Below are 21,344 nucleotides of genomic sequence, written 5' to 3'. Positions count from 1 at the left end.
CGAATGCAACAGTCGCCAGGAGGCATCGGCTACTCATTGCGCACCAGCACCTGCGCATACTCGCCCAGGCCCACCACGTTGACAAAGACCGCCAGCAGGCGGTGCAGACCGCACAGGCGGGCGGGGCGGCCCTGCGCCTGGGCGTGGGCGGCCCAGTTCAGCAGCGAGCCGGCGGCGGAGAAATCCATGCGGACCAGGCGACTGCAATCCACCTGCAGCGGACCCGCTCGGCGGGCCGCGGCGGCGTCGAGTGCGGCCAGTGCCGCCGAGGCATCGCCCAGGATCTCGCCGGCCAGCTCCACAGGCGGCGCGGGCTCGGTCAGCGCCTGCGTGAGCACGGGGAATTCACCCGCGAAACCGGCATCCCCGCGCAGTGCGTGCGAAGCGGCCGGCCGCGGCGCCAGCGGCGGCAGCACCATCGGCATCGCCTGCGGGCCTCCGGGAAAGACGGCGCGGTAGTCGCAACGAACGGCCTGCCAGGACGGCGGCGAGACCTCGTAGGTGACGCAGTAGTCGAGCGCCACCATCTCGAACTCCTCCGGCTGGCCCATGACGCGCAAGGCCTCCATGCGCAGCCGCCACCAGACCGGATCGACGCGCGCGTCGCCCGAGGGCGTCCGCTCCCGCAACGCGCCGGCGAGCCGGTCCGCGCCGGCAACCCAGAGCGGCACGGCCTGGCTGCTCCAGCGCATGAACAGCGCCTGCAGCGGGGCGGCCGCATCGTCGCCCAGGGTTTCGAGCGCGGACCAGTCGAACTGCCAGGGCGTGGCGGCGCCGGCCAGCGCCTGCTCCAGCTCGGCAATGGCCTGGCCGTCCAGCAGGGCCGGGCACTGCCAGCAGAAGCCGGCGTCGGCGGCCGCGGCGCCGGGCGCCGGCTGCGCGGCCACGAGCGAGAACCAGGCCGGAGGCGAGCGCCCGTAGCGCTGCGCGAAATCCAGCGCCGCCGTCTCGAAACGCTCCTGCTGGCCGATGCAGCGATAGAAGTCGAACAGCGCGGCCCAGGCCTGCGCGGCCACGGGCGCATCGAGCAGGGTCAGGTCCAGCAGGGACGCCTCGGCCCCTGCATCGTCGCCATTGGCGAACAGAATGGCGGCGTCTTCCAGTTGCGGGTCATGCCGGTACGACGGTGCCGGCGTGCTCTCCTGCGCCGGCAAGGCCGGAGAAGGCCGCAGTGCGCCGGAGGCGTCGGCATCGGCGTCGGGCAGTTCCAGGTCCAGCGAACCCGGCGGACCGGGCGCAGGGGCCGGCGGCGGGGGCCGCCAGGGCAGAGTGGCGCCCGCTTCGCGCAGCGGAACCGTCGACGCATAGGCCGGCAGGCGCGACGTCCGCGACATGCTGTGCTTGACGAAGGGGATGCTCGCCCGCCAGGTCGACTCCGCCGGCGGGGGCATGGTCGACTCACCGGGTTCGGGCGGCCGGGTGTGCCACCATTGCCGCGACATCTGCTCCTCGATCTCGTCGATCTTGCGCAGCGTCACCGCCTGGTCGCGCGGACGGTTCAGCAGGCTGGTGGCGAAGAAGGAAAGCTGGGTGTCCTCCGCTACGCCGGCCGCATCACCCCGGCGGCGCAGCTTGCGCAACTGGTCGAATTCGCGGCGCCGCACGAAGTCATTGCGGCGCCGGCGATCCAGCATCTCCTTGAGCATCTGCCGGCCGTAGCCGCTGTCGGTGTCGGGCACCTCCAGCTCCGTCCAGGACCTGCCGGACCTGCGCACGAAGCGGACCACCTTGGAAAGGAAACCGGAAGCGACGTCTTTCGCCATGGGGCCTCTGCAGCACCCGAAAAGGCAGGCGCATCGCCTCCGTGCGCGGCCTTCAGTCGCCGAACATCTTCTGCTTCAACTCGCGGCGCTGCTGCGCCTCAAGCGAAAGCGTGGCGGTGGGGCGCGCCAGCAGGCGGCCGACGCCGATGGGCTCGCCGGTCTCGTCGCAGTAGCCATAGTCGCCTGCGTCGATGCGGACGATGGATTGCTCGATCTTCTTGAGCAGCTTGCGCTCGCGGTCGCGGGTGCGCAGCTCGAGGGCGTGCTCCTCCTCGATCGTGGCGCGGTCGGCCGGATCGGGCACGACCACCGTGTCTTCGCGCAGATGCTCGGTGGTCTCGCCGGCGTTGGCCAGCATGTCCTCCTTGAGGCGCACCAGCTTCAGGCGGAAGAACGCGACCTGCTTCTCGTTCATGTATTCGCTGTCCGGCATCGCCAGCACTTCGGCGTCGGTCAGCTCCTCGACAGCCTTGGTCTTCCAGTTCTGGGCCAGCTTGGGGTCCTTCTTGGTCGCTGCGGGCGCGGGGGTGTTCACGGTCGTGGGCATGGTGAAAGAAGAAAAGCTGGCTTTGGCGGCAGTGGAGGCCACCGCCTGTGCCATGGATGGTACGGTCAATTGCGCGAGGCGTGAAGACGGCCGGGCACTGCGCGGCACGTCGGACGCAGCCGGCACCACGGTTGGGATGGGAGCAGGTGCTGCCTTCGTGGAGCTGGCCACGGTCTTGGGGGGTGTCGACTTGGCTTTCACTCGCTGTCTCCTCGCTGGATGGGCTTTCAGTCGCCCGGTGGCGGATCACCCCCGGGCCGTCGCCGGGGCGCGATTGTATAGGGCGCGCGCCATGGCGCTACGACAGGCACTGCTCCAGGCCCTGCAGGAAGATGTCCCGGGGCAGATCGATGCCGATGAAAACCATCTTGCTGCTGCGCTTCTCGTCGGCGCCCCACTCGGGGCCGAGGTCGCTGCCCATCAGCTGGTGCACGCCCTGGAAGATGACCTTGCGGTCGGTGCCCTGCATGTGCAGCACGCCCTTGTAGCGCAGCATGCGCGGGCCGTAGATGTTGACCACGGCGCCCAGGAAATCCTCGAGCTTGGCCGGGTCGAAGGCGCGATCCGACCTGAAGGCGAAGCTCTTCACGTCGTCATCGTGGTGATGGTGGTGCCCATGGCCGCCTTCGTGCCGGTGCGACGGGTGGTCACAGTGCTCGCCATGGGCGTGGTCGTGGTGCTCGTGATCGTGGTGCCCATGGCCCTCCTCCTTGAGGAAGTCCGGGTCGATGTCGAGCTTGGCGTTGAGGTTGAAGCCGCGCAGGTCGAGCACGTCCTGGATCGGCACCTGGCCGAAGTGCACCGCCTGGATCGGCGCGCGCGGGTTCATGTGCTTGAGGCGGTGGATCAGCGCGTCGGTCTCTTCCTGCGTCACCAGGTCGGTCTTGCTGATGAAGATCTGGTCGGCAAAGCCCACCTGGCGGCGCGCCTCCTGGCGCTCGTTGAGCTGCTGCGCCGCGTGCTTGGCGTCGACCAGGGTCAGTACCGAGTCCAGCAGGTAGCTTTCGGCGATTTCCTCGTCCATGAAGAAGGTCTGGGCCACCGGGCCGGGATCGGCCAGCCCGGTGGTTTCGATCACGACGCGGTCGAAGTCGAGCAGGCCCTTGCGCTTCTTGGCCGCGAGCAGTTGCAGCGCCTCGCGCAGGTCCTCGCGGATGGTGCAGCAGATGCAGCCGTTGCTCATCTGCACGATCTGCTCCTTGCTCTCGGAGACCAGGATGTCGTTGTCGATGTTCTCCTCGCCGAACTCGTTTTCGATCACGGCGATCTTCTGGCCGTGCGCCTCGGACAGCACGCGCTTGAGCAGCGTGGTCTTGCCGGAGCCAAGGAAGCCGGTGAGGATGGTGGCGGGAATGAGGCTCATGCGGGGGTCCAGTACAGGGTGCGACACATCGAAAGGGGGGCAGTGTAGCCAGAAGCCCTACTTGCGCACCACCACCAGGCCTTTCAAGTATTCGCCCTCGGGAAAGCTCAGCGTCATCGGGTGGTCCGGCGCGCCGGCCAGGCGCTCGCCGATGTAGCCGTCCACGCCGGCATCGGCGCCGGCCGAGGCGACGATCTTGTGGAACAGCTCCGGCGGGATGCCGCCCGAGCACGAATAGGTGAACAGCACGCCGCCCTGCTCCAGCAGCCCGAGCGCCAGGCGGTTGATGTCCTTGTAGGCGCGCGCGGCGCGCTCGGCGTGGGCCGCGGTGGGCGCGAGCTTGGGCGGGTCGAGCACGATGGCGTCGAACGTGCGGCCCTCCTGGCCGAAGCGGCGCAGCGAGGCATTGACGTCGGCGTCCAGGAAATCCGCGCGCGCCGCGTCGAAGCCGTTGAGCGCCACGTGCGCGGCCGCGCGCCGCAGCGCCGGGCCGGAGGAGTCGATCGAGGTCACGTGCGCGGCGCCGCCGGCCAGCGCCGCCACGGTGAAGCCGCCGGTGTAGCAGTAGCAGTTGAGCACGCGCTGGAAGCCGCGGCGCCGGGCGGCCTCATGGAAGCGGCGGCGGCTGTCGCGCTGGTCCAGGTAGAAGCCGGTCTTGTGGCCTTCGGCCACGTCCAGCGTCAGGCGCCAGCCGTGCTCGCGGATGGTCAGTTCGGTCGGCGCCGCAGCGTCGCCGCGCAGCCAGCCGGTGACCGCCGGCAGGCCTTCCAGCCCGCGCGCGCTGGCGTCCGAGCGCTCGTAGAGCTGGCGGCAGCCGGTGATCTGCAGCAGCGCGTCGGCGATCTGCGCCTTCCAGCGCTCGACGCCGGCCGCGCCGAACTGCGCCACCAGCACCTCGCCGTAGCGGTCCACCACCAGGCCCGGCAGGCCGTCGGACTCGCCGTGCACCAGGCGCAGGCTGTCGCTCGGAATGTCGAACCAGGCACGCGCGGCAATGGCGCGCGCCAGCGCGGCGTGGAAGAAGCCAGCGTCGATGCGCTGGCCCTCGTCGAAGCTCCAGACCCGGGCGCGGATGCGCGAGGCCGGGCTGAACGCCGCCCAGGCCAGGAAGCGGCCGTCATGCGACTCCACGCGCACCGTCTCGCCGCTGTCGCCGCCGCCCTTGGCGATGGCCGATTCAAATATCCAGGGATGGCGGCGCAGGAGCGAGCGCTCCTTGCCTTCGCGCAGGCGCAGGGTTTTCATGGGGGGCGATTGTCAGGCCTGCGGCGCCGCCGCCCAGGCCCCGGGCGCCAGGCCGTCGAGCGTATAGGGGCCAATGGCCACGCGCAGCAGGCGCAGCGTGGGAAAACCCAGCGCCGCCGTCATGCGCCGCACCTGGCGGTTGCGGCCCTCGCGGATCGCCAGCTCCAGCCAGGTGGTGGGAATGGCCCGGCGCACGCGGATCGGCGGATCGCGCTCCCCCACGGCGGGCGGCGGCGCAAGCAGGCGCGCGCGGGCCGGGCGCGTGGGGCCGTCCTTGAGCAACACGCCGCCGCGCCAGGCGGCCAGGGCGCGCTCGTGCGGCACGCCCTCGACCTGCACCCAGTAAGTCTTCTCCATCTTGAAGCGCGGGTCGGCGATGCGCGCCTGCAGCCGGCCATCGCTGGTGAGCAGCAGCAGGCCCTCGCTGTCGGCGTCCAGCCGGCCCGCCACCTGCACGCCCGGCAGGTCGATGAAATCCTTCAGCCCGCGCCAGCGCCCTTCGGCGGTGAACTGGCTGAGCACGCCGTAGGGCTTGTGGAAACGGATCAGGCGCGGCGCAGGGGAAACGGACATGCAGGCAGCATACGCTATTGAATAGATAGCTGATAGCCCAGGTACTACCTGGGCTACAGGCACTTTTTATCAAAAAATGGCGTGCAACCGGCCGCGCCGCGGCGCGGATCAGGCATTCGGGCCCGGCACGAACGGCTCCAGCACCGCCATCGCCTGGGCCCGTGCCTGATCGTCGGCCTGCCAGTAGCGCAGCAGCAACGCCGCCACGTCATCGTCCTGATCGGAATAGAAGAAGGCCACCGGCACTTTCAGCACGGCCGCCAGCTTTCTCACGGTCTGCAGATCGGGCTTGTGGACGCCCAGTTCGTAGCGGTTGATCCGGGTGCTGGCCACGAACTCGTCGATCCCCGCCTCGATCCCCAGCTTCTTTTGCGACAAGCCAGCCGCCACACGCGCCTGCCTCAGCCGTGCGCCCCACTGTTCATCCGCTTGGGACATCTCTTGCCTCAAAAGGCTACGAGATTCGTAGGTGCGGGGCGTTTTCGACACTACGTAGTACGTAGTATGCAATCAGAAGATACATGACGGCGAAACTACGAATTACGTAGTTTTTCCCGCGCTACTTCGCCCTTTCTTGTGGATCAATAGATTTACGCTTGCGCAACTACGAATTACGTAGTCCACACATGCAGGAGAGCCTTCATGGCGTCGACGATCTACACCAACGTTGTGTCCCTCAACGCGCAGCGCAACCTGGCGCTGTCCGGACAGTCCTTGAGCACCACCATGCAGCGCCTCTCCTCGGGCCTGCGCGTCAACAGCGCCAAGGACGACGCCGCCGGCCTGGCGATCGCCGATCGCATGAACACCCAGGTCAGGGGCCTGTCGGTCGCGTCGCGCAACGTCAACGACGGCATTTCCCTGGCACAGACGGCGGAAGGCTCGCTCGGCAGCATCGGCGACATGCTGCAGCGCATACGCGAACTGGCGGTGCAGGCGTCCAACGCCACCAACGGCGGCAGCGACCGCAAGAACCTGCAGGACGAAGTCGCCCAACTGACCGCGGAAATCGACCGCCTGGCCAAGCAGACCAAGTTCAATGGACAGAAGGTGCTGGACGGCAGCTTTGCCGGCGCCGTGTTCCAGGCAGGCGCCAATTCGGGCGAGAGCATCACCCTGGACTCACTCGTGGATGCGCGGGCCGACCAGCTCTCCGGCGTGACATACGGCACCCTCACCCGCACGCAGAACCCCGCCGTTGCAACCAAGTACACCGAATCTATTCCCGCGGGCACACTGCAGATTCTCGGCAAGAACGGACTGGTGGATCTGGGGGCCATCCCCCCGGCCAGCAGCGGGATGGAGCGCCTGGGCCAGGTGGTGGCGGCCATCAACGCCACCAACGATCAGCATGGCGTCACCGCCTATCTGAGCAAGGTGGACGGCTCGGACAACGTGAAGATCGACTTCATGTCCGATGGCACCACACCGGACGGCTATCGCCTGGGCTACAACGCGGTCGAGTTCTTCGGCTTCACGCCGCAGACGACAGGGGTGGGCCCCACTTACCCCGATGCTGCCGACCACTACTTGAAGGATGACTTTCTGGCCCCCCTGGCCGAGAAGGCGCGCTCAGGCGCCACCGGGAGCCCGGGCAGCAGCGCCAAAGACCTTCAGTCGTACCTGGATTTTGCCGACACAGCAAAGCAGTACCCCAATGGCCTGGGCGGCCCCTTCCCGGATCCGCACAATGCCAACATGACCTCCAGCGCGCTGGCCGATGCTCGGACAGCCTATGTGAAAGCGGTGAAGGCCGCCGTCGTTCCCAATACCAATGGTCCGGATGAGCCCAACGACCGGCTCGACCTGAGCAAGGCCAATGCGGCCCTGGACAACCTGGCCCGTACCTACCGTGTCGCCGTGCTGGACTCCAACATCAAAGAAGAAACCGGCATGGGCATCGGCAGCAACTCCGGCGCGGCGAACGAGCGGGGGGTTGCCAACATCGACATCTCCACCCAGAAGGGCGCCTGGATCGCGCTCAAGAAGCTCGACAGCGCCGTGGACCAGGTCAGCACGTCCCGCGCCAAGCTCGGCGCGATGCAAAACCGTTTCGAGAAGGCGGTGAACAGCATCGACGTGCAGACCGAGAACCTCTCCACCGCGCGCGGGCGCATCATCGACGCCGACTTTGCCGCGGAAACCGCCAATCTCGCGCGCGCGCAGATCCTGCAACAGGCCGGCACGGCGATGGTGGCGCAGGCCAATCAGATGCCGCAGAACGTGCTGAAGCTGCTGCAGGGCTGATCGCCGCTCGCGCCCTACTTGCGTCTGGCCCGCGGATGGGCCGCGTCGTAGACCTGCGCCAGGTGCTGGAAGTCGAGCCGGGTGTAGACCTGGGTGGTGGTGATGCTGGCGTGGCCCAGCAGTTCCTGCACGGCGCGCAGGTCGCCGCTGGACTGCAGCAGGTGGCTGGCATAGGAATGGCGCAGCATGTGCGGGTGCACCGGCGCCGCCAGCCCGGCGGCCTGGCTGCGCTGGCGCAGGCGCTGCCAGACGGCCTGGGCGGTGAGGCGGGTGCCGCGCCGGCCGGGGAACAGGGCCGGCTGGCCGAGCGCCTCGGCCGGCAGCGCCAGCAGGCGCTGCGGCAGCCAGGCGGCGATGGCTTCGGCCGCCTTGCCGGAGATCGGCACGCTGCGCCATTTGCGGCCCTTGCCGCAGACGTGGACCATGCCGTCCTGCAGGTCGATCCAGCCGTGGCCGGCCTGCTGCGCGGCGGCGCAGGGGGCGGCGTCCAGCCCGACCAGTTCGCCCACGCGCAGGCCGCAGCCATAGAACAGCTCGACCATGGCGCCGTCGCGCGCGTCGAGCCAGGCGTGTTCGGGGTCGGCGGGCTCGGGCGCGTGCTCGGCCAGGTGCATGGCGTCGTCCACGCCCAGCGCCTTGGGCAGGGGCTTGGGCGACTTGGGCGCGCGCACGTTCTGCACCGGGTTCTGCGCGATCAGCCCCTGCTGCCCGAGCCAGGCATAGAAGCCGCGCCAGCCCGAGAGGATGAGCGCGATGCCGCGGCCGCTGCGGCCGGCGCCGTGCATCTGCGCGACGAAGCGGCGGATGTGGTGGTGCCGCGCCTCGGCCAGCGCCACGCCCGCGCCCGCGCAGGCGCTGGCGAGCTTGTCCAGGTCCAGCGTGTACAGCGCCACGGTGCGCTCGGCCAGGCGCTTTTCGAAGCGCACGTGGTCCAGGTAGCGCCGCAGCAGCGGGTCGGCCGGCGGCGGCGCCTGCTCCATGGGGCTCAGGCGGCGCGCAGGCGCCCCAGGGCAGCGCCGGCGAGTTCGGCCATGCGCTCCAGGAAATCCGTGCCCATGTGGGTCTCGAAGCGGCTGGCGTCGGCCGAGGCCAGTACCAGCAGCCCGAACACCGGCCCGCCGGCGGCGGCCGGGCCCTGGCGCAGCGGCAGCAGGGCCAGCGAGGCGGCGCGCGCCGGCTCGGCCAGCCAGCGCACCGAATCGAAGCCGCGGTTCGGCCCGCAATAGGGCGCGCCCAGCGAGGCGGCGAAGCTGCGGGTGTCGGCGTCCACGCCCTGGGTGAAGTCGGCGCCCGCGTACTGCGGCGCCAGGTCCCACAGGCGGATCGCCGCCTGCGGCACCAGGAACTGCTCCTGCGCCTCGGCCACCATGCGCGCGGGCAGCTCCGCCGCCTCGCGCGTGCCGGCCAGTTGCACCGCCCAGCGCTGCAGGCGGTCGGCGATAAGGGTGTTCTCGTTGCCGTTGCGCACCATCTCCATGACGCGCTGCTCCAGCGCCTTGATCTTCTCGCGCAGCATCTCGGCCTGGCGCTCCTGCAGACTCACGGCGCGCTGGCCGTGCGGGCTGGTGAGCTGCACCGAGGCCAGCACCTCGGCATGGCGCTCGAAGAAGTCGGGGGAGTTGGCCAGGTAGTTGGCGATGTCGTCTTCGGTGATGGGCGGCACGGTGGCCTGGGGCAGGGTGGTCATAGGGTGTCCGGGATCTCGATCTGGCCTTGGAAGACGGTTGTGGCGGGGCCGGTCATGGCGACGGGAGCATCGCCGCCGGCCCAGGCGATGGTGAGCATGCCGCCGCGGGTTTCGACGTCCACGCGCGCGTCCAGCAGGCCCATGCGGATGCCCGCGACCACCGCCGCGCAGGCGCCGGTGCCGCAGGCCAGCGTCTCGCCCGCGCCGCGCTCGTGCACGCGCAGGCGCACGCGGCCGCGGCCGACGATCTGCAGGAAGCCGGCGTTCACGCGCCGCGGAAAGCGCGGATGGTGCTCGATCAGCGGGCCCTGCTCGGCGACCGGCGCGGTGTCCACGTCGTCCACCAGCCGCACCGCGTGCGGGTTGCCCATGGACAGCACGGCCACCAGCACGATGGCGTCGTCGGCCTCGGCGCCCAGGGCCAGCGGCCAGGTTTCCCACGCGCCCGCGGGGTGCGGGGTGCAGCCCGCGGGGTCGAAGGGCACGCGCGCGGGCTCGAACACCGGCGGCCCCATGTCGACGGTGACGCGGCCGTCGGCGTCCATGCGCGGCGCGATCACGCCGGCGAGCGTCTGCACGCGCACCGTGTCCTTGGTGGTCAGGCCCTGCTCGCGCACGAAGCGCACGAAGCAGCGCGCGCCGTTGCCGCACTGCTCCACCTCGCCGCCGTCGGCGTTGTGGATCACGTACTCGAAATCGACCTCCGGCGAAGGCGCGCGCCGCACGCTCAGGACCTGGTCGGCGCCCACGCCGAAGTGGCGGTCCGCCAGGAAACGGTACTGCGCCGGCGTGAGGCCGAGCAGGCCGGCGGTCTCGTCGAGCACCACGAAATCGTTGCCGGCGCCCTGCATCTTGGTGAAGCGAATCTGCATGGGCGGGATTATCCGCGCCCGCCCGCGGCCATGCGCTATCGTCACACGCCATCACAAAGGAGACATCGCTATGAGCACGCCTGCACGCTGCGCCTGGGCCCGGCACGACCCGCTGCTGGCCGCCTACCACGACGAGGAATGGGGCGTGCCCGAGCACGACAGCCGCCGCCTGTGGGAAAAGCTGATGCTCGACGGCTTCCAGGCCGGCCTGTCGTGGCGCACCATCCTGCACAAGCGCGAGGCCTTGCGCGCCGCCTTCGCCGGCTTCGACCCCGAGGCGGTCGCGCGCTTCGGCCCGGACGACGTGGAGCGCCTGCTGGCCGACCCCGGCATCGTGCGCTCGCGCGCCAAGATCGCCGCCACCATCGGCAACGCGCGCGCCTACTTGGCCATGCGGGATGCGGGCGAGGACTTCGCCCCCTTCGTCTGGGCGCTGGCCGGCGGCGCGCCGATCCGCGAACCGCGCCGCGACGCCAGCGAGGTGCCGGCGCAGACGCTGCTGTCCAACACCATTTCGCATGCGCTCAAGCGGCGCGGCTTCAAGTTCGTGGGGCCGGTGATCGTCTATGCGTGGATGCAGGCGTGCGGGATCGTCGATGACCATACCGAGGACTGTTTTCGCCATCGGCGATGAAATTCGCCATCAAAAGCACCTGCAGCCCATATAGCACCTTGGCTTTCAGCTATCTTTCTTGTAGTAATCGCGCCGTGCCGGCGATGCAGGCCGCGACTCGCCCGCCAGCCGCTGCACAATCTCCCCATGGTCCGCTCCACCCAGCTCCTGCACCCCCCGCGCGCCCCCGCCCCCACCCGCCCCGCCGCCACCGTGCTGCTGCTGCGCGACACGCCGCAGGGCGTGGAAGTGCTGATGACGCGCCGCTCGGCCAGCGCCAGCTTCGCGCCCGGGGCCTATGTGTTCCCCGGCGGCGGCATCGACCCGGCCGACGCCCAGTGCCACGCGCTGGCCGCGCGCCGCGACACGCAGGACGAGCTGCGCCTGACCCAGGCGATCGCCGCGATCCGCGAGAGCTTCGAGGAGCTGGGCGTGCTGCTCGCGCGCCGCCGCGACGGCCGGCCGGCCGGCGCCGCCGACATCGCCGCGCTCGACCGCCAGGCGCCGTTCGCGCCGCAATGCGAGGCCGCCGGCCTAGTGCTCGCGGCCGACACCGTCTACGTGCTGGCTCACTGGGTCACGGACCGCGACCTGGCGCGCCGCTTCGACGTGCCCTTCCTGGTCGCGCGCATGCCCGACGGCCAGCAGCCCGTGGCCGACGAGGCCGAGCAGTTCGAGCCGGTCTGGGTGCGCCCGGCAGATGCGCTGGCGCGGCACGCGGCGGGCGGCTTCTTCATGATCTTCCCGACCATCCGCACCCTGCAGCGCCTGGCCGGCTACGCCAGCGTGGACGCGGTGCTGGCCGCCTGCGCCAACGAGCAGCCGCTGTGGACCAGCTGCCCGCGCGCCGGCCTGCTGCACGGCAAGGAAGCGCGCTACATGGAGAGCGACCCGCCCTACGGCGAACTGGCGCTGGTCTGCCCCGACGGGCAGATCGTGCACGAGCTGGGCTGGCAGCACGAGCGCCCCGTGCCGCTGCTCAGGCACCTGCTGCGCCTGACCGCGCCCAACCCCGGCCACATGACCGGCCCGGGCACCAACAGCTACCTGGTGGGCGATGCCGCCACGGGCTACGCCGCCATCGACCCCGGCCCGGCCGATGCCGCCCATGTGCAGCGCCTGTTCGATGCGGCGGGCGGCGACATACGCCACATCCTGTGCACGCATTCCCATGCCGACCACTCGCCGGGCGCCGCGCTGCTGCAGGCGCTGGCGGTACAGGCCGGCAAGCCCAGGCCCGCCATTGGCGGCCTGCCCTCGGCGCCCACGGCCCGGCCGGCCAGCCGCTTCACGCCCGACTACGCACTGACCGACGGCCAGCGCATCGTGCTGCAGGATGCGCAAGGCGGCACCACCCACACCCTGCAGGCCGTGTTCACGCCCGGCCATGCGGCCAACCATGTGTGCTTTGTGCTGGAGGAAGACGCCCTGCTGTTCAGCGGCGACCACATCCTCAATGGCAGCACCACCATCATCGATCCGCCTGACGGCAACATGCGCGACTACATCGATTCGCTGGACAGGCTCGACGCGCTGTGCGCCGCGCACGATGCGCGCTTCATCCTGCCGGCCCATGGCTATGTGCTGGGCTTTGCGCGCCAGGCGATCGCCAAGCTCAAGGCCCACCGGCTGTCGCGCGAGGCCAAGGTGCTGGCCGCCATGCAAAGACAGCCCGACGGCAGCGTACAGGACTGGGTGAGGCTGGCCTATGACGACACCCCGCCGCAGTTGTGGCCGATTGCCGAGCGCTCTCTGCTGGCCCATGTGGAGCGCATCCGTGCGTTGTGTGGCCGGCAATGACCAGCGGGTGCCTGGTATCTGGTTAAGCTGCGCGCATGTCTGAGTCTGAAAGCGTTCGCCTGGCCAAGCGCCTGGCCGAGCAGGAACAATGCTCGCGCCGCGAGGCTGAACTGCATATCACCGCCGGCAACGTCCAGGTGGACGGCAAGGTTGTGCAACTGCCCGAGACGCGCGTGCGCCCCGAGCAGCAGGTCACGCTGCGCAGCGGCGCCCAGCCCGAGGCCGTGCCGCCCGTCACCCTGTTGATGAACAAGCCTGCGGGCTACACCCAGGGCCGGCCCTATGGCCGGGTGCGCAGCGCCCACTCCCTGCTGGGCGAAGCCAGCATGGCCCAGGTGGACACGCCCATGCCGCTGCTGGTGCTGGCCCAGCACTTCAAGAACCTGGAATCCTTCCTGCCCCTGCCGCTGCCGGCCAGCGGCCTCATCGTCTACACCCAGGACAAGCGCGTGGCGCGCAAGCTGGGCGAGGAAGGCATGTGGCTGGAGCAGGAATGCATCGTCGGCGTCGAGGGCCAGATCCACGAGGACGGCCTGGAGCTGATGAAGGCCGGCCTGCCGATCGGCAAGCGCCAGCTGCCGCCCTGCCGCGTGAGCTGGCAGAACGAGAACCACCTGCGCTTTGCGCTCAAGGGCATCGCGCCCGACGAGATCGACGCCATGTGCACCGAAGTGGGCCTGCGCGTGGTCAGCCTGCGCCGCCTGCGCATAGGCCGCCTCTCTCTGGCCAAGGTGCCCGAAGGCCAGTGGCGCTACCTGATGCCCTGGGAGCGGTTCTAGGCCGGCATTGCCGGGTGCGCGGCGGGCAGCGCATTTGGAAAATGAGAATCATTTCATAGAATGCGGGATTCCCGTGCTGCCTTCGGGCCTCCCGCATGCCCGCGCCCGCCTCTTTCTCTTCTTCCCTGCTGAGCACCTTCCAGGACAGCTACCACGAGCTGGTGCGCTTCGTGGCGCGCCGCGCCGGCCCGCAGGCCGCGCGTGACCTGGTGCATGACGCCTGGATACGCCTGGCCGAACGCCAGCGCGGCGAAAGCGATGCGCCCGCCGCGCCGGACAGTCCGCCAGGCGCCAGCCGCGCCTATCTCTACGCGGTGGTGGAGAACATCGCCATCGACCACCTGCGCCATGGCCAGCGCACGGCCGAGCGCTTCGACACCAGCGCGAGGGAAGGCGAGCCGCCCTCCCCCCTCAGCCCCGATGTGGCCGACACCCACTCCTACCGCCAGGCCCTGGCCGGGGTCGAAGGAGCCCTGGCGCAGCTGCCGGCGCGCTGCCGCGACATCTTCCTGGCCGACCGCATCGAGGGCGCCTCGCATGCCGAGCTGGCCGAGCGCCACGGCGTCTCGGTCAAAACCGTGGAACGCGAGGTCATGCGTGCCATGGACAGCGTGGAAGCCTCGCTGCGCCGCTGGCGCGGAGACACCGCAGCACCCGCACCACGCACGGGCCGCCGCCGCGCCCTGTCCACCCTGCTGGGGATGGCGGGCCTGGGTGTCGGCAGCCCGGCGATCTGGCTGGCCTGGCGTCAATGGATGCCGCAATATCAGGTGCGGCTGGCCACCGCCACCGGCCGCCTGCTGAACCAGCCCCTGCCCGACGGCAGCACCCTGACGCTGGACGCCGCCAGCCGTGCCGAGGTGGATTTCTACGCCACGCGCCGCCAGGTGCGGCTGCTGGCCGGCAGCGCCTTCTTCGCCGTGGCGCGCGACACGGAACGGCCTTTCGTGGTCCAGGCGGCGAACGTACAGGTCACCGTGCTGGGCACGCGCTTCGAGGTGGCGCTGGAGGACGATGCGGTGCTGGTCGCCGTCGATGCGGGCCGCGTGCAGGTGCGCGACGGCAGCGGCGCCCGGCATGAACTGGGTGCAGGACAGATGTTGCGCCTGGCGCCAGGCCAGACGGCCGCCGTGCAAACCGTTGCGGCAGTGGCCGCCTGGCGCGAGGGCTGGCTGGACTTCCAGAACACGCCGCTGGCCGAGGTCGCCCGCCGCCTGGAGCGCTACAGCCTGCAGCCCCTGCGCGTGGAGCCCGACGCCGCCGCCCTGCCCGTGCTGGGGCGCGTGCGCATTGCGGCGGCCCAGGGCTGGCTGCGCATGCTGCCGCGCACCCTGCCGGTCAGCGTGCAGGAAGAGGTGCAGGAAAAGGAGCAGGGCCCGGGAACCGGGCGCACCCTGGTCATCCGCCGCCGCAGCTGATGCGCTGATGCGCCCATAGCCCCGGAATGCACGGCGCATGCGCACCAGGCGTGAGGGAATGTCTGCGCCCGTTCGTATAGGCATGAGGACCCGGGAACGCGACGCATTCGCAGCCCGGGAATCGCCATTGCCCAGATCCGCCACGGGACCTTCCATGTCTTCCTTCCCCTCCAAGCCTTCCCGCCTTGTCTGCAGCCTTGCCCGCCACCATGCCGTTGCCGCGGGCATCGCGCTGCTGGCCCTGCAGCTGTCTCCAGCCGCTCTGGCCCAGGCGGCACCGGCCACAGCCACGGCCGCCAGCACCGACTTCCACATTCCCGCCCAGCCGCTGGACCAGGCACTGGCCCAACTGGCCCGCCAGGCTGGCCTGCAGCTGCTGGCCGCGCCCGAACTGGTACAGGGCCGCCGTGCGCCCGCCGTGGAAGGGCGCCTGAGCACCGCCGCCGCCGTGGCCCGGCTGCTGCGCGGCAGCGGGCTGGAAGGCCATGTGAACGAGGGCACGCTGGTGGTGGAAAAGCCCGCCGGCACCGTGGCCCTGCCCGAAGTCACGGTCTCCGCCGTGGGCGAGACCACGACCACCGAGGGCTCGGGCTCCTACACCACGGGGCTGATGAGCACCTCGACCAAGCTGCCGCTGTCCATCCGCGAGACGCCCCAGTCCCTCACCGTGGTCACCCGCCAGAAGATGGACGACCAGGGCATGCTGTCCATCGACGACGTGGCCAACAGCGCCACCGGCATCACCATCAACCGCTGGAGCGACGACCGGGCGCGCTATTTCTCGCGCGGGTTCGTGATCGGCTCCTTCCTGCAGGACGGCGTGCCCGTCTCGTATGAAACCGACACCTCCACCTACGACACCATGGCCATGTACGACCACGTGGAAGTGGTGCGCGGCCCCACGGGCCTGATGACGGGCGTGGGCGACCCTTCGGGCACGATCAACTTCGTGCGCAAGCGCGCGCCGCGCACCACCCAGCGCTCGGTCACCCTGCGCGGCGGCAGCTGGAACCAGGCCGTGGGCGAGCTCGATGTGGGCGGCGCCCTCAACGAGGACGGCTCGGCGCGCGGGCGTGTGGTGGCCTCGGCCCAGTCGCGTGACCACTTCATCGATGGCTACAGCAGCCGCCGCCAGCTGCTGTACGGCACCGCCGAGTTCGACCTGGGCCGCGACACCACGCTGAGCGTGGGCGGCTCCTATGTGAACGAAGACAACCCCGGCTCGCAATGGATGGGCGTGCCCATGGGCTTCGATGGCTCCTTCCTCGACATTGCGCGATCCAGGCGTTTCTCGCCCTCCTGGAGCAAATGGGACAAGAAGGAGGTCAGCCTGTTCGCCGACCTGGAGCACCGCTTCGACAACGGCTGGAAGGCCAGGCTGGCCGCGCGCGCCCTGCAGGCCAAGTCCGCGCTGGACGGCGCCTACCTGGTCTCGGGCGGCCTGGACGACCAGGGCCGCACGCGCTACGACGTGGCCGGCGGCCTGTACGACTACGACAAGCGCCAGCTCAGCCTCGATGCCTCGGCCCAGGGCCCCGTGCGCCTGTTCGGCCGCGAGCATGACCTGGCCTTCGGCGTCAGCCGCCGCACCATCCGCTGGAGCGACCAGGGCTACAGCTACCTGTCGCCCACGGGGGAATGGCTGATCGCCAATGGCGTCGATCCCTATACCTGGAACCCCGACTCGCTGGACCGCTCCGGCCTGCTGGCCGAAGACCTGTGGACGCGCCGCCAGAAGACCACGCTGACCTCGGCCTACGCCACGGGCCGCTTCCTGCTGGCCGAGCCACTGAACCTGATCGCCGGCGCGCGGCTGGACTGGTACGACTTCACCAACGTCCAGCGCCAGGGCAGCTGGAGCCGGGAGCGCGAATTCAGCGAGAAAGCCCATGCCACGCCCTATGCCGCGCTGACCTATGACATCAGCAAGACCTACTCGGCCTATGCCAGCTACACCAGCATCTTCCGGCCGCAGGATTTTCTGGATGTCTCGGGCAGCATGCTGGCGCCGGTGGAGGGCCGCAACTTCGAGCTGGGCCTCAAGGGCAGCTACCTGGACGAGCGCGTGAACCTGGCCGTTGCCGTGTTCAACACCACGCAGGACAACCTGCCCCAGGCCATCGCGGACATCAACTCCTGCACGGTGAAGACCAATTGCTACCGCTCCGTCGGCAAGGTCAAGAGCAAGGGGCTGGACATGGACATCAGCGGCGAGATCCTGCCGCGCCTAAACGCCGGCCTTGGCTATACCTTCACCCAGGCCGAGATCGCCAGCGACAGCACCGAAGGCGCCAAGGGCGCGCCCTATGCCAGCTACACGCCGCGACACCAGCTCAAGCTGTCGGCCATGTACCACCTGGGCGGCGAGCTGGGCGCATGGCGCGTGGGCGGCGGCCTGCGCTACCAGAGCCGCACCACGTCCGAGTCGCTGACCAGCGCCGAAGGCTATGCAATCCGACAGTCCGCCTATGCCGTGGCCGACCTGGTCATCGGCTATCGGGTGAACCGGCAGCTGGACCTGCAGATGAACATCAGCAACCTGTTCGACCGCCGCTATTTCGAGACCCTGGGCACGAACAACGGCGGCAACTATTTCGGCGTGCCGCGCAGGCTGCTGCTGACGGCCAAATACCAGTTCTGAACCGCCCATGAAAATGCCCCGCCGGTGGCGGGGCATGGAAGAAAGTGTGAAGCGCGCCGATAAGCCGGATTCTGTGCACGCGGTTGCCCGCATGTGACCGCCATTAATCTGGGCCGGGCGTCGCCGCCCGGCTCGGTGCTACCTACCCGCACACTCCGGGGGCCCCGTCAACGTGTGCCTACTTGGTATTGCTGCGCGTAGAGATTGCCCGTTTCACCCGGGGACGCGTTCCGCGTCCCCGGGTGGCTATGGGGCCCAGGCTTTCGCCTGGGCGTCTGGCTTGCGCCAGCCGTCGCCAGCTTGCGCTGGCACCCCATAGAACACCAAGTTGGCGGCACATGTCCCCGACTCGTCTCTGTTGCTCTGATCCTCACCTCACGGTGGACAGCCGTTAGCTGCTACGCTGCCCTGTGCAGTCCGGACGTTCCTCCAGTGCGGCCTTTCGGCACTTGCACCAGCGGCGGTCCAGCGGGCTTCACGGGGTGGATTATCGCCGCGACGCGAGGCGGCACGCCAGTCAGCCGGCGGCCTCGCGCCGGTACTGCTCGGGGGTGCTGCCGGCCTGGCGCTGGAACATGGCGATGAAGGCCGAGGCGGTGCCGTAGCCGAGGTCGAAGGCGATTTCCTGCACCGGGCGGCCGGCCTCGAGCGCGTCGATGGCGCGCAGGAAGCGCAGCCGCTGGCGCCAGTCGCCGAGCGACATGCCCAGTTCGCGCTGGCAGTGGCGCGCCAGCGTGCGCTCGGTGGTGTGGACCTGGGCCGCCCAGTCGGCCAGCGAGCGGCGGTCGCCCGGGTCCTCCATGAGGGCGGTGAGCACGCCGGCCAGCGCCGGGGTGTGCGCAAAGGGCAGGTAGCAGCGCTCGACCGGCGAGCGCGCCAGCTGGTCGACCAGCACCTGGGCCAGGCGCAGGTCGGCGGCGTCCTCGGGCACGTGCACCTGGCGTTCGGTGAAATCGGCCAGGATGCTCTTGATGATGGGCCGGATCTTCAGGGTGCACAGTTCTGCCGGCAGATCGGCGCACAGCTCGGGCGCCAGGTAGACCGAGCGGTAGACGACGGCGTGCGGCACGTAGCAGCTGTGCACCACCTGCGGCGGTATCCAGATCGCGTACTGCGGCGGCGACAGCAGGCGCTGGCCCTCGGCGTCGATCTGCAGCATGCCGTGCGCGGCATAGTTCAGGTGGCCCCAGGCGTGGCTGTGCGGCGCCGCGTGGCTGCCGGTGCCGAATTCGTCGTAGCGGAAATAGACCGACCCGGGTACGCCTTCCAGGTCCTGGATCTTGACGCTCAGGGGATCCATGCATGCTCCTCTGTTCATCGTCCGACGCGCCGGACGATATGTCCGAATCCAGCTATAAACATCAGGACGGACAGAGGGATGATAGCGGCCGGCTTTCAACCCGTTCGCTATGTGGCAATACGCATTCCCTCTGCTGGCCGTTCTCATCTGGTCCGGCAACACCGTCGTCAGCAAGATGGCGGCCGGCAGCATCGGCCCCGCTGAAATCAGCTTCTACCGCTGGCTGGTGGCCGGCCTGCTGTTCACCCCCTTCATGCTGCGGCCGGTGCTGCGCAACTGGCCAGCGATACGCCCGCACGCCGGCAGGATCGTGGTGCTGGCGCTGCTCGGCATGGTGGCCTGCCAGAGCCTGGCCTACTACGCGGCCTACCTGACCACGGCCACGCACATGGGCATCCTCAATGCGCTGATCCCGATCGCGGTGCTGGCGCTGGCGATCCCGCTGCTGGGCCAGCGCCTGACCGCAGGCGCCGTGGCGGGGGCGCTGCTGTCGATCACGGGGGTGCTGATCGTGGTCTCGGGCGGCCAACTGCGCAGCCTGGTGGCCAGCGGCACCGGCGCCGGCGACGCGCTCATGCTTCTGGCCGTGCTGGCCTATGCCGCCTACGCCATCCTGCTCAAGAAATGGGACCTGCGCGCCATCCCGGCGCTGCAACTACTGTATGCGCAGATCGTGGTGGCCATCGTCGCGCTGCTGCCGCTGTACCTGCTGTCGCCGCGCACCGGGCTGTCCGCGGCCAACCTGCCGCTGGTGCTCTACGCCAGCGTGCTGGCCTCGATGGCCGCCACGCTGCTGTGGATGCATGCCATCGCGCGCATCGGCCCGAGCCGCGCCAGCCTGTTCTTCAACCTGCTGCCGCTGTTCACCGCCCTGATCGCGGCTCTGACGCTGGGCGAGGCGCTGGCCGCCTACCACGCGGTGGGCGGCGCGCTGACCATTGGCGGCGTGCTTCTGGCCGAGCGCTGGCGAACGCCCCTGGGCGCCCGGCTGCCGGCGCGCGCCTGAGCCTCGAACGCCGCCACAATGGCGGCTTCGTTCAGCCACCGCCGCAAGGAGACCCATGAAGGCCACCAACGTCCTGCACACCATCGGCAATACGCCGCACATCCGCATCCACCGCCTGTTCGGCGACGCGCCGCAGCAGGTCTGGATCAAGTCCGAGCGCGGCAACCCCGGCGGCTCGATCAAGGACCGCATCGCGCTGGCGATGGTGGAAGACGCCGAGCGGCGCGGCGCGCTGCAGCCCGGCGGCACCATCGTGGAGCCGACCTCGGGCAATACCGGCATCGGCCTGGCCATGGTCGCGGCCGTCAAGGGCTACAAGCTGGTGCTGGTGATGCCCGACAGCATGTCGGTGGAGCGCCGCCGGCTGATGCTGGCCTATGGCGCGAGCTTCGACCTGACGCCGCGCGCCAACGGCATGAAGGGCGCGATCGCCCGCGCGCAGGAGATTGTGGCCAGCACGCCCGGCGCCTGGATGCCGCAGCAGTTCGAGAACCCGGCCAACGTCGAGGTGCACGTGCGCACCACGGCAGAGGAGATCGCGGCCGACTTCCCCGAGGGCATCGACGCACTGATCACCGGCGTGGGCACCGGCGGCCACATCACCGGCGTGGCGCGCGTGCTCAAGGCCAGGTGGCCCCGGCTGCAGGTGTTTGCGGTGGAGCCGAGCGCCTCGCCCGTGATTTCGGGCGGCGCGCCTTCGCCGCACCCGATCCAGGGCATCGGCGCGGGCTTCGTCCCGAAGAACCTGGACGTGGCGCTGCTCGACGGCGTGATCCAGGTCGACGCCGAGCCGGCGCGCGAGTACGCCCGCCGCAGCGCGCGCGAGGAGGGCCTGCTGGTCGGCATCTCGTCCGGCGCCACCCTGGCCGCCATCGCGCAGAAGCTTCCCGAGCTGCCGGCCCATGCGGTGGTGCTGGGCTTCAACTACGACACCGGCGAGCGCTACCTGTCGGTGGAAGGCTTCCTGCCGGCGTGAGGCTCAGCGGCCGTACAGGGCCGTGATCGACGCCTGCCCCAGCTTGGCGAAGTGGATGTTGAAGCCCACCATGGCCGCCGTGGCGTCGGCCGGTACGTCGAGCCGCGGCACCTTCAGCGCGTAGACGGTGAAGATGTAGCGGTGCGGCTCGTCGCCCGGCGGCGGGGCGGCGCCGCCGTAGCCCTCGCTGCCGAAATCGGTGCGCCCCTGCACCGCGCCCGCGGGCAGTGCGCCGCCGCTGCCGGCGCCTTCGGGCAGGCCGGTGCAGTCGGCCGGCAGGCCGTGCACCACCCAGTGCCACCAGCCGGAACCGGTGGGCGCGTCCGGGTCGTAGCAGGTCACGGCGAAGCTCTGCGTGCCGGCGGGCGCGCCGCTCCATTGCAGCGCGGGCGAGCGGTTGTCGCCCGCCGCGCCCATGGCGCTGTGCACATGGGCCTTGGGCAGGGCGCCGCCGTCCTGGAAGGCGGGGCTGGTGAGGATGAAGCGGCTGGTACTGTCGGCCATTGCGGACTCC

The 21,344-nt window shown here is 70.0% G+C and carries 19 protein-coding genes and 1 other RNA gene; 8 read left to right on the top strand and 12 right to left on the bottom strand.

Going from position 1 to position 21,344, the window contains the following annotated elements; genetic code table 11:
- Positions 1-29: 29 nt before the first annotated feature.
- The 6 genes from JHD63_RS01940 to JHD63_RS01915 form a co-directional block, all read right to left on the bottom strand.
- Positions 30-1,763 carry an STAS domain-containing protein gene (locus JHD63_RS01940; RefSeq protein WP_198968970.1) on the bottom strand — a complete coding sequence of 578 codons (1,734 nt, stop codon included), beginning with the start codon at positions 1,761-1,763 and terminating at the stop codon, positions 30-32.
- A 52-nt stretch (positions 1,764-1,815) separates the two neighbouring features.
- Positions 1,816-2,448 (bottom strand): RNA polymerase-binding protein DksA, encoded by a 633-nt coding sequence (gene dksA / locus JHD63_RS01935; RefSeq protein WP_370590373.1) that lies wholly within the window; start codon positions 2,446-2,448, stop codon positions 1,816-1,818.
- Between the two features lie 160 nt (positions 2,449-2,608).
- Positions 2,609-3,673 (bottom strand): CobW family GTP-binding protein, encoded by a 1,065-nt coding sequence (locus tag JHD63_RS01930; RefSeq protein ID WP_198968969.1) that lies wholly within the window; start codon positions 3,671-3,673, stop codon positions 2,609-2,611.
- A 57-nt stretch (positions 3,674-3,730) separates the two neighbouring features.
- Positions 3,731-4,918, bottom strand: a complete 1,188-nt coding sequence (locus tag JHD63_RS01925) for a class I SAM-dependent rRNA methyltransferase (protein ID WP_198968968.1) — start codon at positions 4,916-4,918, stop codon at positions 3,731-3,733.
- Between the two features lie 12 nt (positions 4,919-4,930).
- Positions 4,931-5,491 carry a pseudouridine synthase gene (locus JHD63_RS01920; protein WP_198968967.1) on the bottom strand — a complete coding sequence of 187 codons (561 nt, stop codon included), beginning with the start codon at positions 5,489-5,491 and terminating at the stop codon, positions 4,931-4,933.
- 108 nt (positions 5,492-5,599) lie between these two features.
- A complete protein-coding gene (locus JHD63_RS01915; RefSeq protein WP_198968966.1) occupies positions 5,600-5,929 on the bottom strand; it encodes a helix-turn-helix domain-containing protein in 330 nt (109 codons plus the stop codon).
- A 204-nt stretch (positions 5,930-6,133) separates the two neighbouring features.
- Here JHD63_RS01915 and JHD63_RS23850 point away from each other — a divergent pair, with 204 nt between their 5' ends.
- Complete coding sequence (locus tag JHD63_RS23850) at positions 6,134-7,738, top strand: flagellin N-terminal helical domain-containing protein (RefSeq protein WP_233167491.1); 1,605 nt, start codon at positions 6,134-6,136, stop codon at positions 7,736-7,738.
- Positions 7,739-7,752: 14 nt separating this feature from the next.
- Here the strand turns inward: JHD63_RS23850 and JHD63_RS01900 are convergent, their stop codons facing one another.
- Genes JHD63_RS01900 through dapF form a run of 3 tightly spaced genes read right to left on the bottom strand, consistent with a single transcriptional unit; the run spans position 7,753 to position 10,297 of the window.
- The gene (locus tag JHD63_RS01900; RefSeq protein WP_198968965.1) at positions 7,753-8,718 is read right to left on the bottom strand and encodes a tyrosine recombinase XerC; all 966 of its coding nucleotides are present in this window, start codon (positions 8,716-8,718) and stop codon (positions 7,753-7,755) included.
- Positions 8,719-8,723: 5 nt separating this feature from the next.
- Entirely contained in the window at positions 8,724-9,425 is a 702-nt protein-coding gene (locus JHD63_RS01895) for a DUF484 family protein (RefSeq protein ID WP_198968964.1), read from the bottom strand.
- On the bottom strand, positions 9,422-10,297 hold the full coding sequence (gene dapF, locus JHD63_RS01890; protein WP_198968963.1) for a diaminopimelate epimerase: 876 nt from the start codon (positions 10,295-10,297) through the stop codon (positions 9,422-9,424). The genes JHD63_RS01895 and dapF overlap by 4 nt, the downstream gene beginning before the upstream one ends.
- A gap of 70 nt (positions 10,298-10,367) precedes the next feature.
- Between dapF and JHD63_RS01885 the strand changes: the two genes are divergently transcribed.
- The 5 genes from JHD63_RS01885 (at position 10,368) to JHD63_RS01865 (ending at position 17,548) form a co-directional block, all read left to right on the top strand.
- Positions 10,368-10,931: a DNA-3-methyladenine glycosylase I gene (locus JHD63_RS01885; protein WP_198968962.1), complete on the top strand. Its 564-nt coding sequence runs from the start codon at positions 10,368-10,370 to the stop codon at positions 10,929-10,931.
- Between the two features lie 126 nt (positions 10,932-11,057).
- Positions 11,058-12,710 (top strand): MBL fold metallo-hydrolase, encoded by a 1,653-nt coding sequence (locus tag JHD63_RS01880; protein ID WP_198968961.1) that lies wholly within the window; start codon positions 11,058-11,060, stop codon positions 12,708-12,710.
- A 35-nt stretch (positions 12,711-12,745) separates the two neighbouring features.
- Complete coding sequence (locus JHD63_RS01875) at positions 12,746-13,489, top strand: pseudouridine synthase (protein WP_012203381.1); 744 nt, start codon at positions 12,746-12,748, stop codon at positions 13,487-13,489.
- A 95-nt stretch (positions 13,490-13,584) separates the two neighbouring features.
- Positions 13,585-14,907 (top strand): sigma-70 family RNA polymerase sigma factor, encoded by a 1,323-nt coding sequence (locus JHD63_RS01870; protein WP_198968960.1) that lies wholly within the window; start codon positions 13,585-13,587, stop codon positions 14,905-14,907.
- Positions 14,908-15,061: 154 nt separating this feature from the next.
- The gene (locus JHD63_RS01865; protein WP_198968959.1) at positions 15,062-17,548 is read left to right on the top strand and encodes a TonB-dependent siderophore receptor; all 2,487 of its coding nucleotides are present in this window, start codon (positions 15,062-15,064) and stop codon (positions 17,546-17,548) included.
- A 44-nt stretch (positions 17,549-17,592) separates the two neighbouring features.
- Here JHD63_RS01865 and rnpB read toward each other — a convergent pair.
- Both rnpB and JHD63_RS01855 read right to left on the bottom strand, forming a co-directional pair.
- An RNA gene (gene rnpB, locus JHD63_RS01860) (RNase P RNA component class A) lies at positions 17,593-18,025 on the bottom strand.
- Between the two features lie 40 nt (positions 18,026-18,065).
- Positions 18,066-18,848: an AraC family transcriptional regulator gene (locus JHD63_RS01855; protein ID WP_198968958.1), complete on the bottom strand. Its 783-nt coding sequence runs from the start codon at positions 18,846-18,848 to the stop codon at positions 18,066-18,068.
- 109 nt (positions 18,849-18,957) lie between these two features.
- Here JHD63_RS01855 and JHD63_RS01850 point away from each other — a divergent pair, with 109 nt between their 5' ends.
- Together JHD63_RS01850 and cysK are read left to right on the top strand one after the other, a co-directional pair.
- Positions 18,958-19,854, top strand: coding sequence for a DMT family transporter (locus tag JHD63_RS01850; RefSeq protein ID WP_198968957.1), 897 nt, complete (start codon positions 18,958-18,960; stop codon positions 19,852-19,854).
- Positions 19,855-19,909: 55 nt separating this feature from the next.
- Positions 19,910-20,830, top strand: coding sequence for a cysteine synthase A (gene cysK / locus JHD63_RS01845; protein WP_198968956.1), 921 nt, complete (start codon positions 19,910-19,912; stop codon positions 20,828-20,830).
- 3 nt (positions 20,831-20,833) lie between these two features.
- Here the strand turns inward: cysK and JHD63_RS01840 are convergent, their stop codons facing one another.
- Positions 20,834-21,334, bottom strand: a complete 501-nt coding sequence (locus JHD63_RS01840) for a kinase inhibitor (RefSeq protein ID WP_198968955.1) — start codon at positions 21,332-21,334, stop codon at positions 20,834-20,836.
- Positions 21,335-21,344 lie beyond the last annotated feature (10 nt).

Origin of the sequence: Xylophilus sp. ASV27, from assembly GCF_016428875.1 — a bacterium.
In the GTDB taxonomy this organism is placed as follows: Bacteria; Pseudomonadota; Gammaproteobacteria; order Burkholderiales; family Burkholderiaceae_C; genus Xylophilus.
This window is presented reverse-complemented; position numbering and strand designations above follow the sequence as displayed.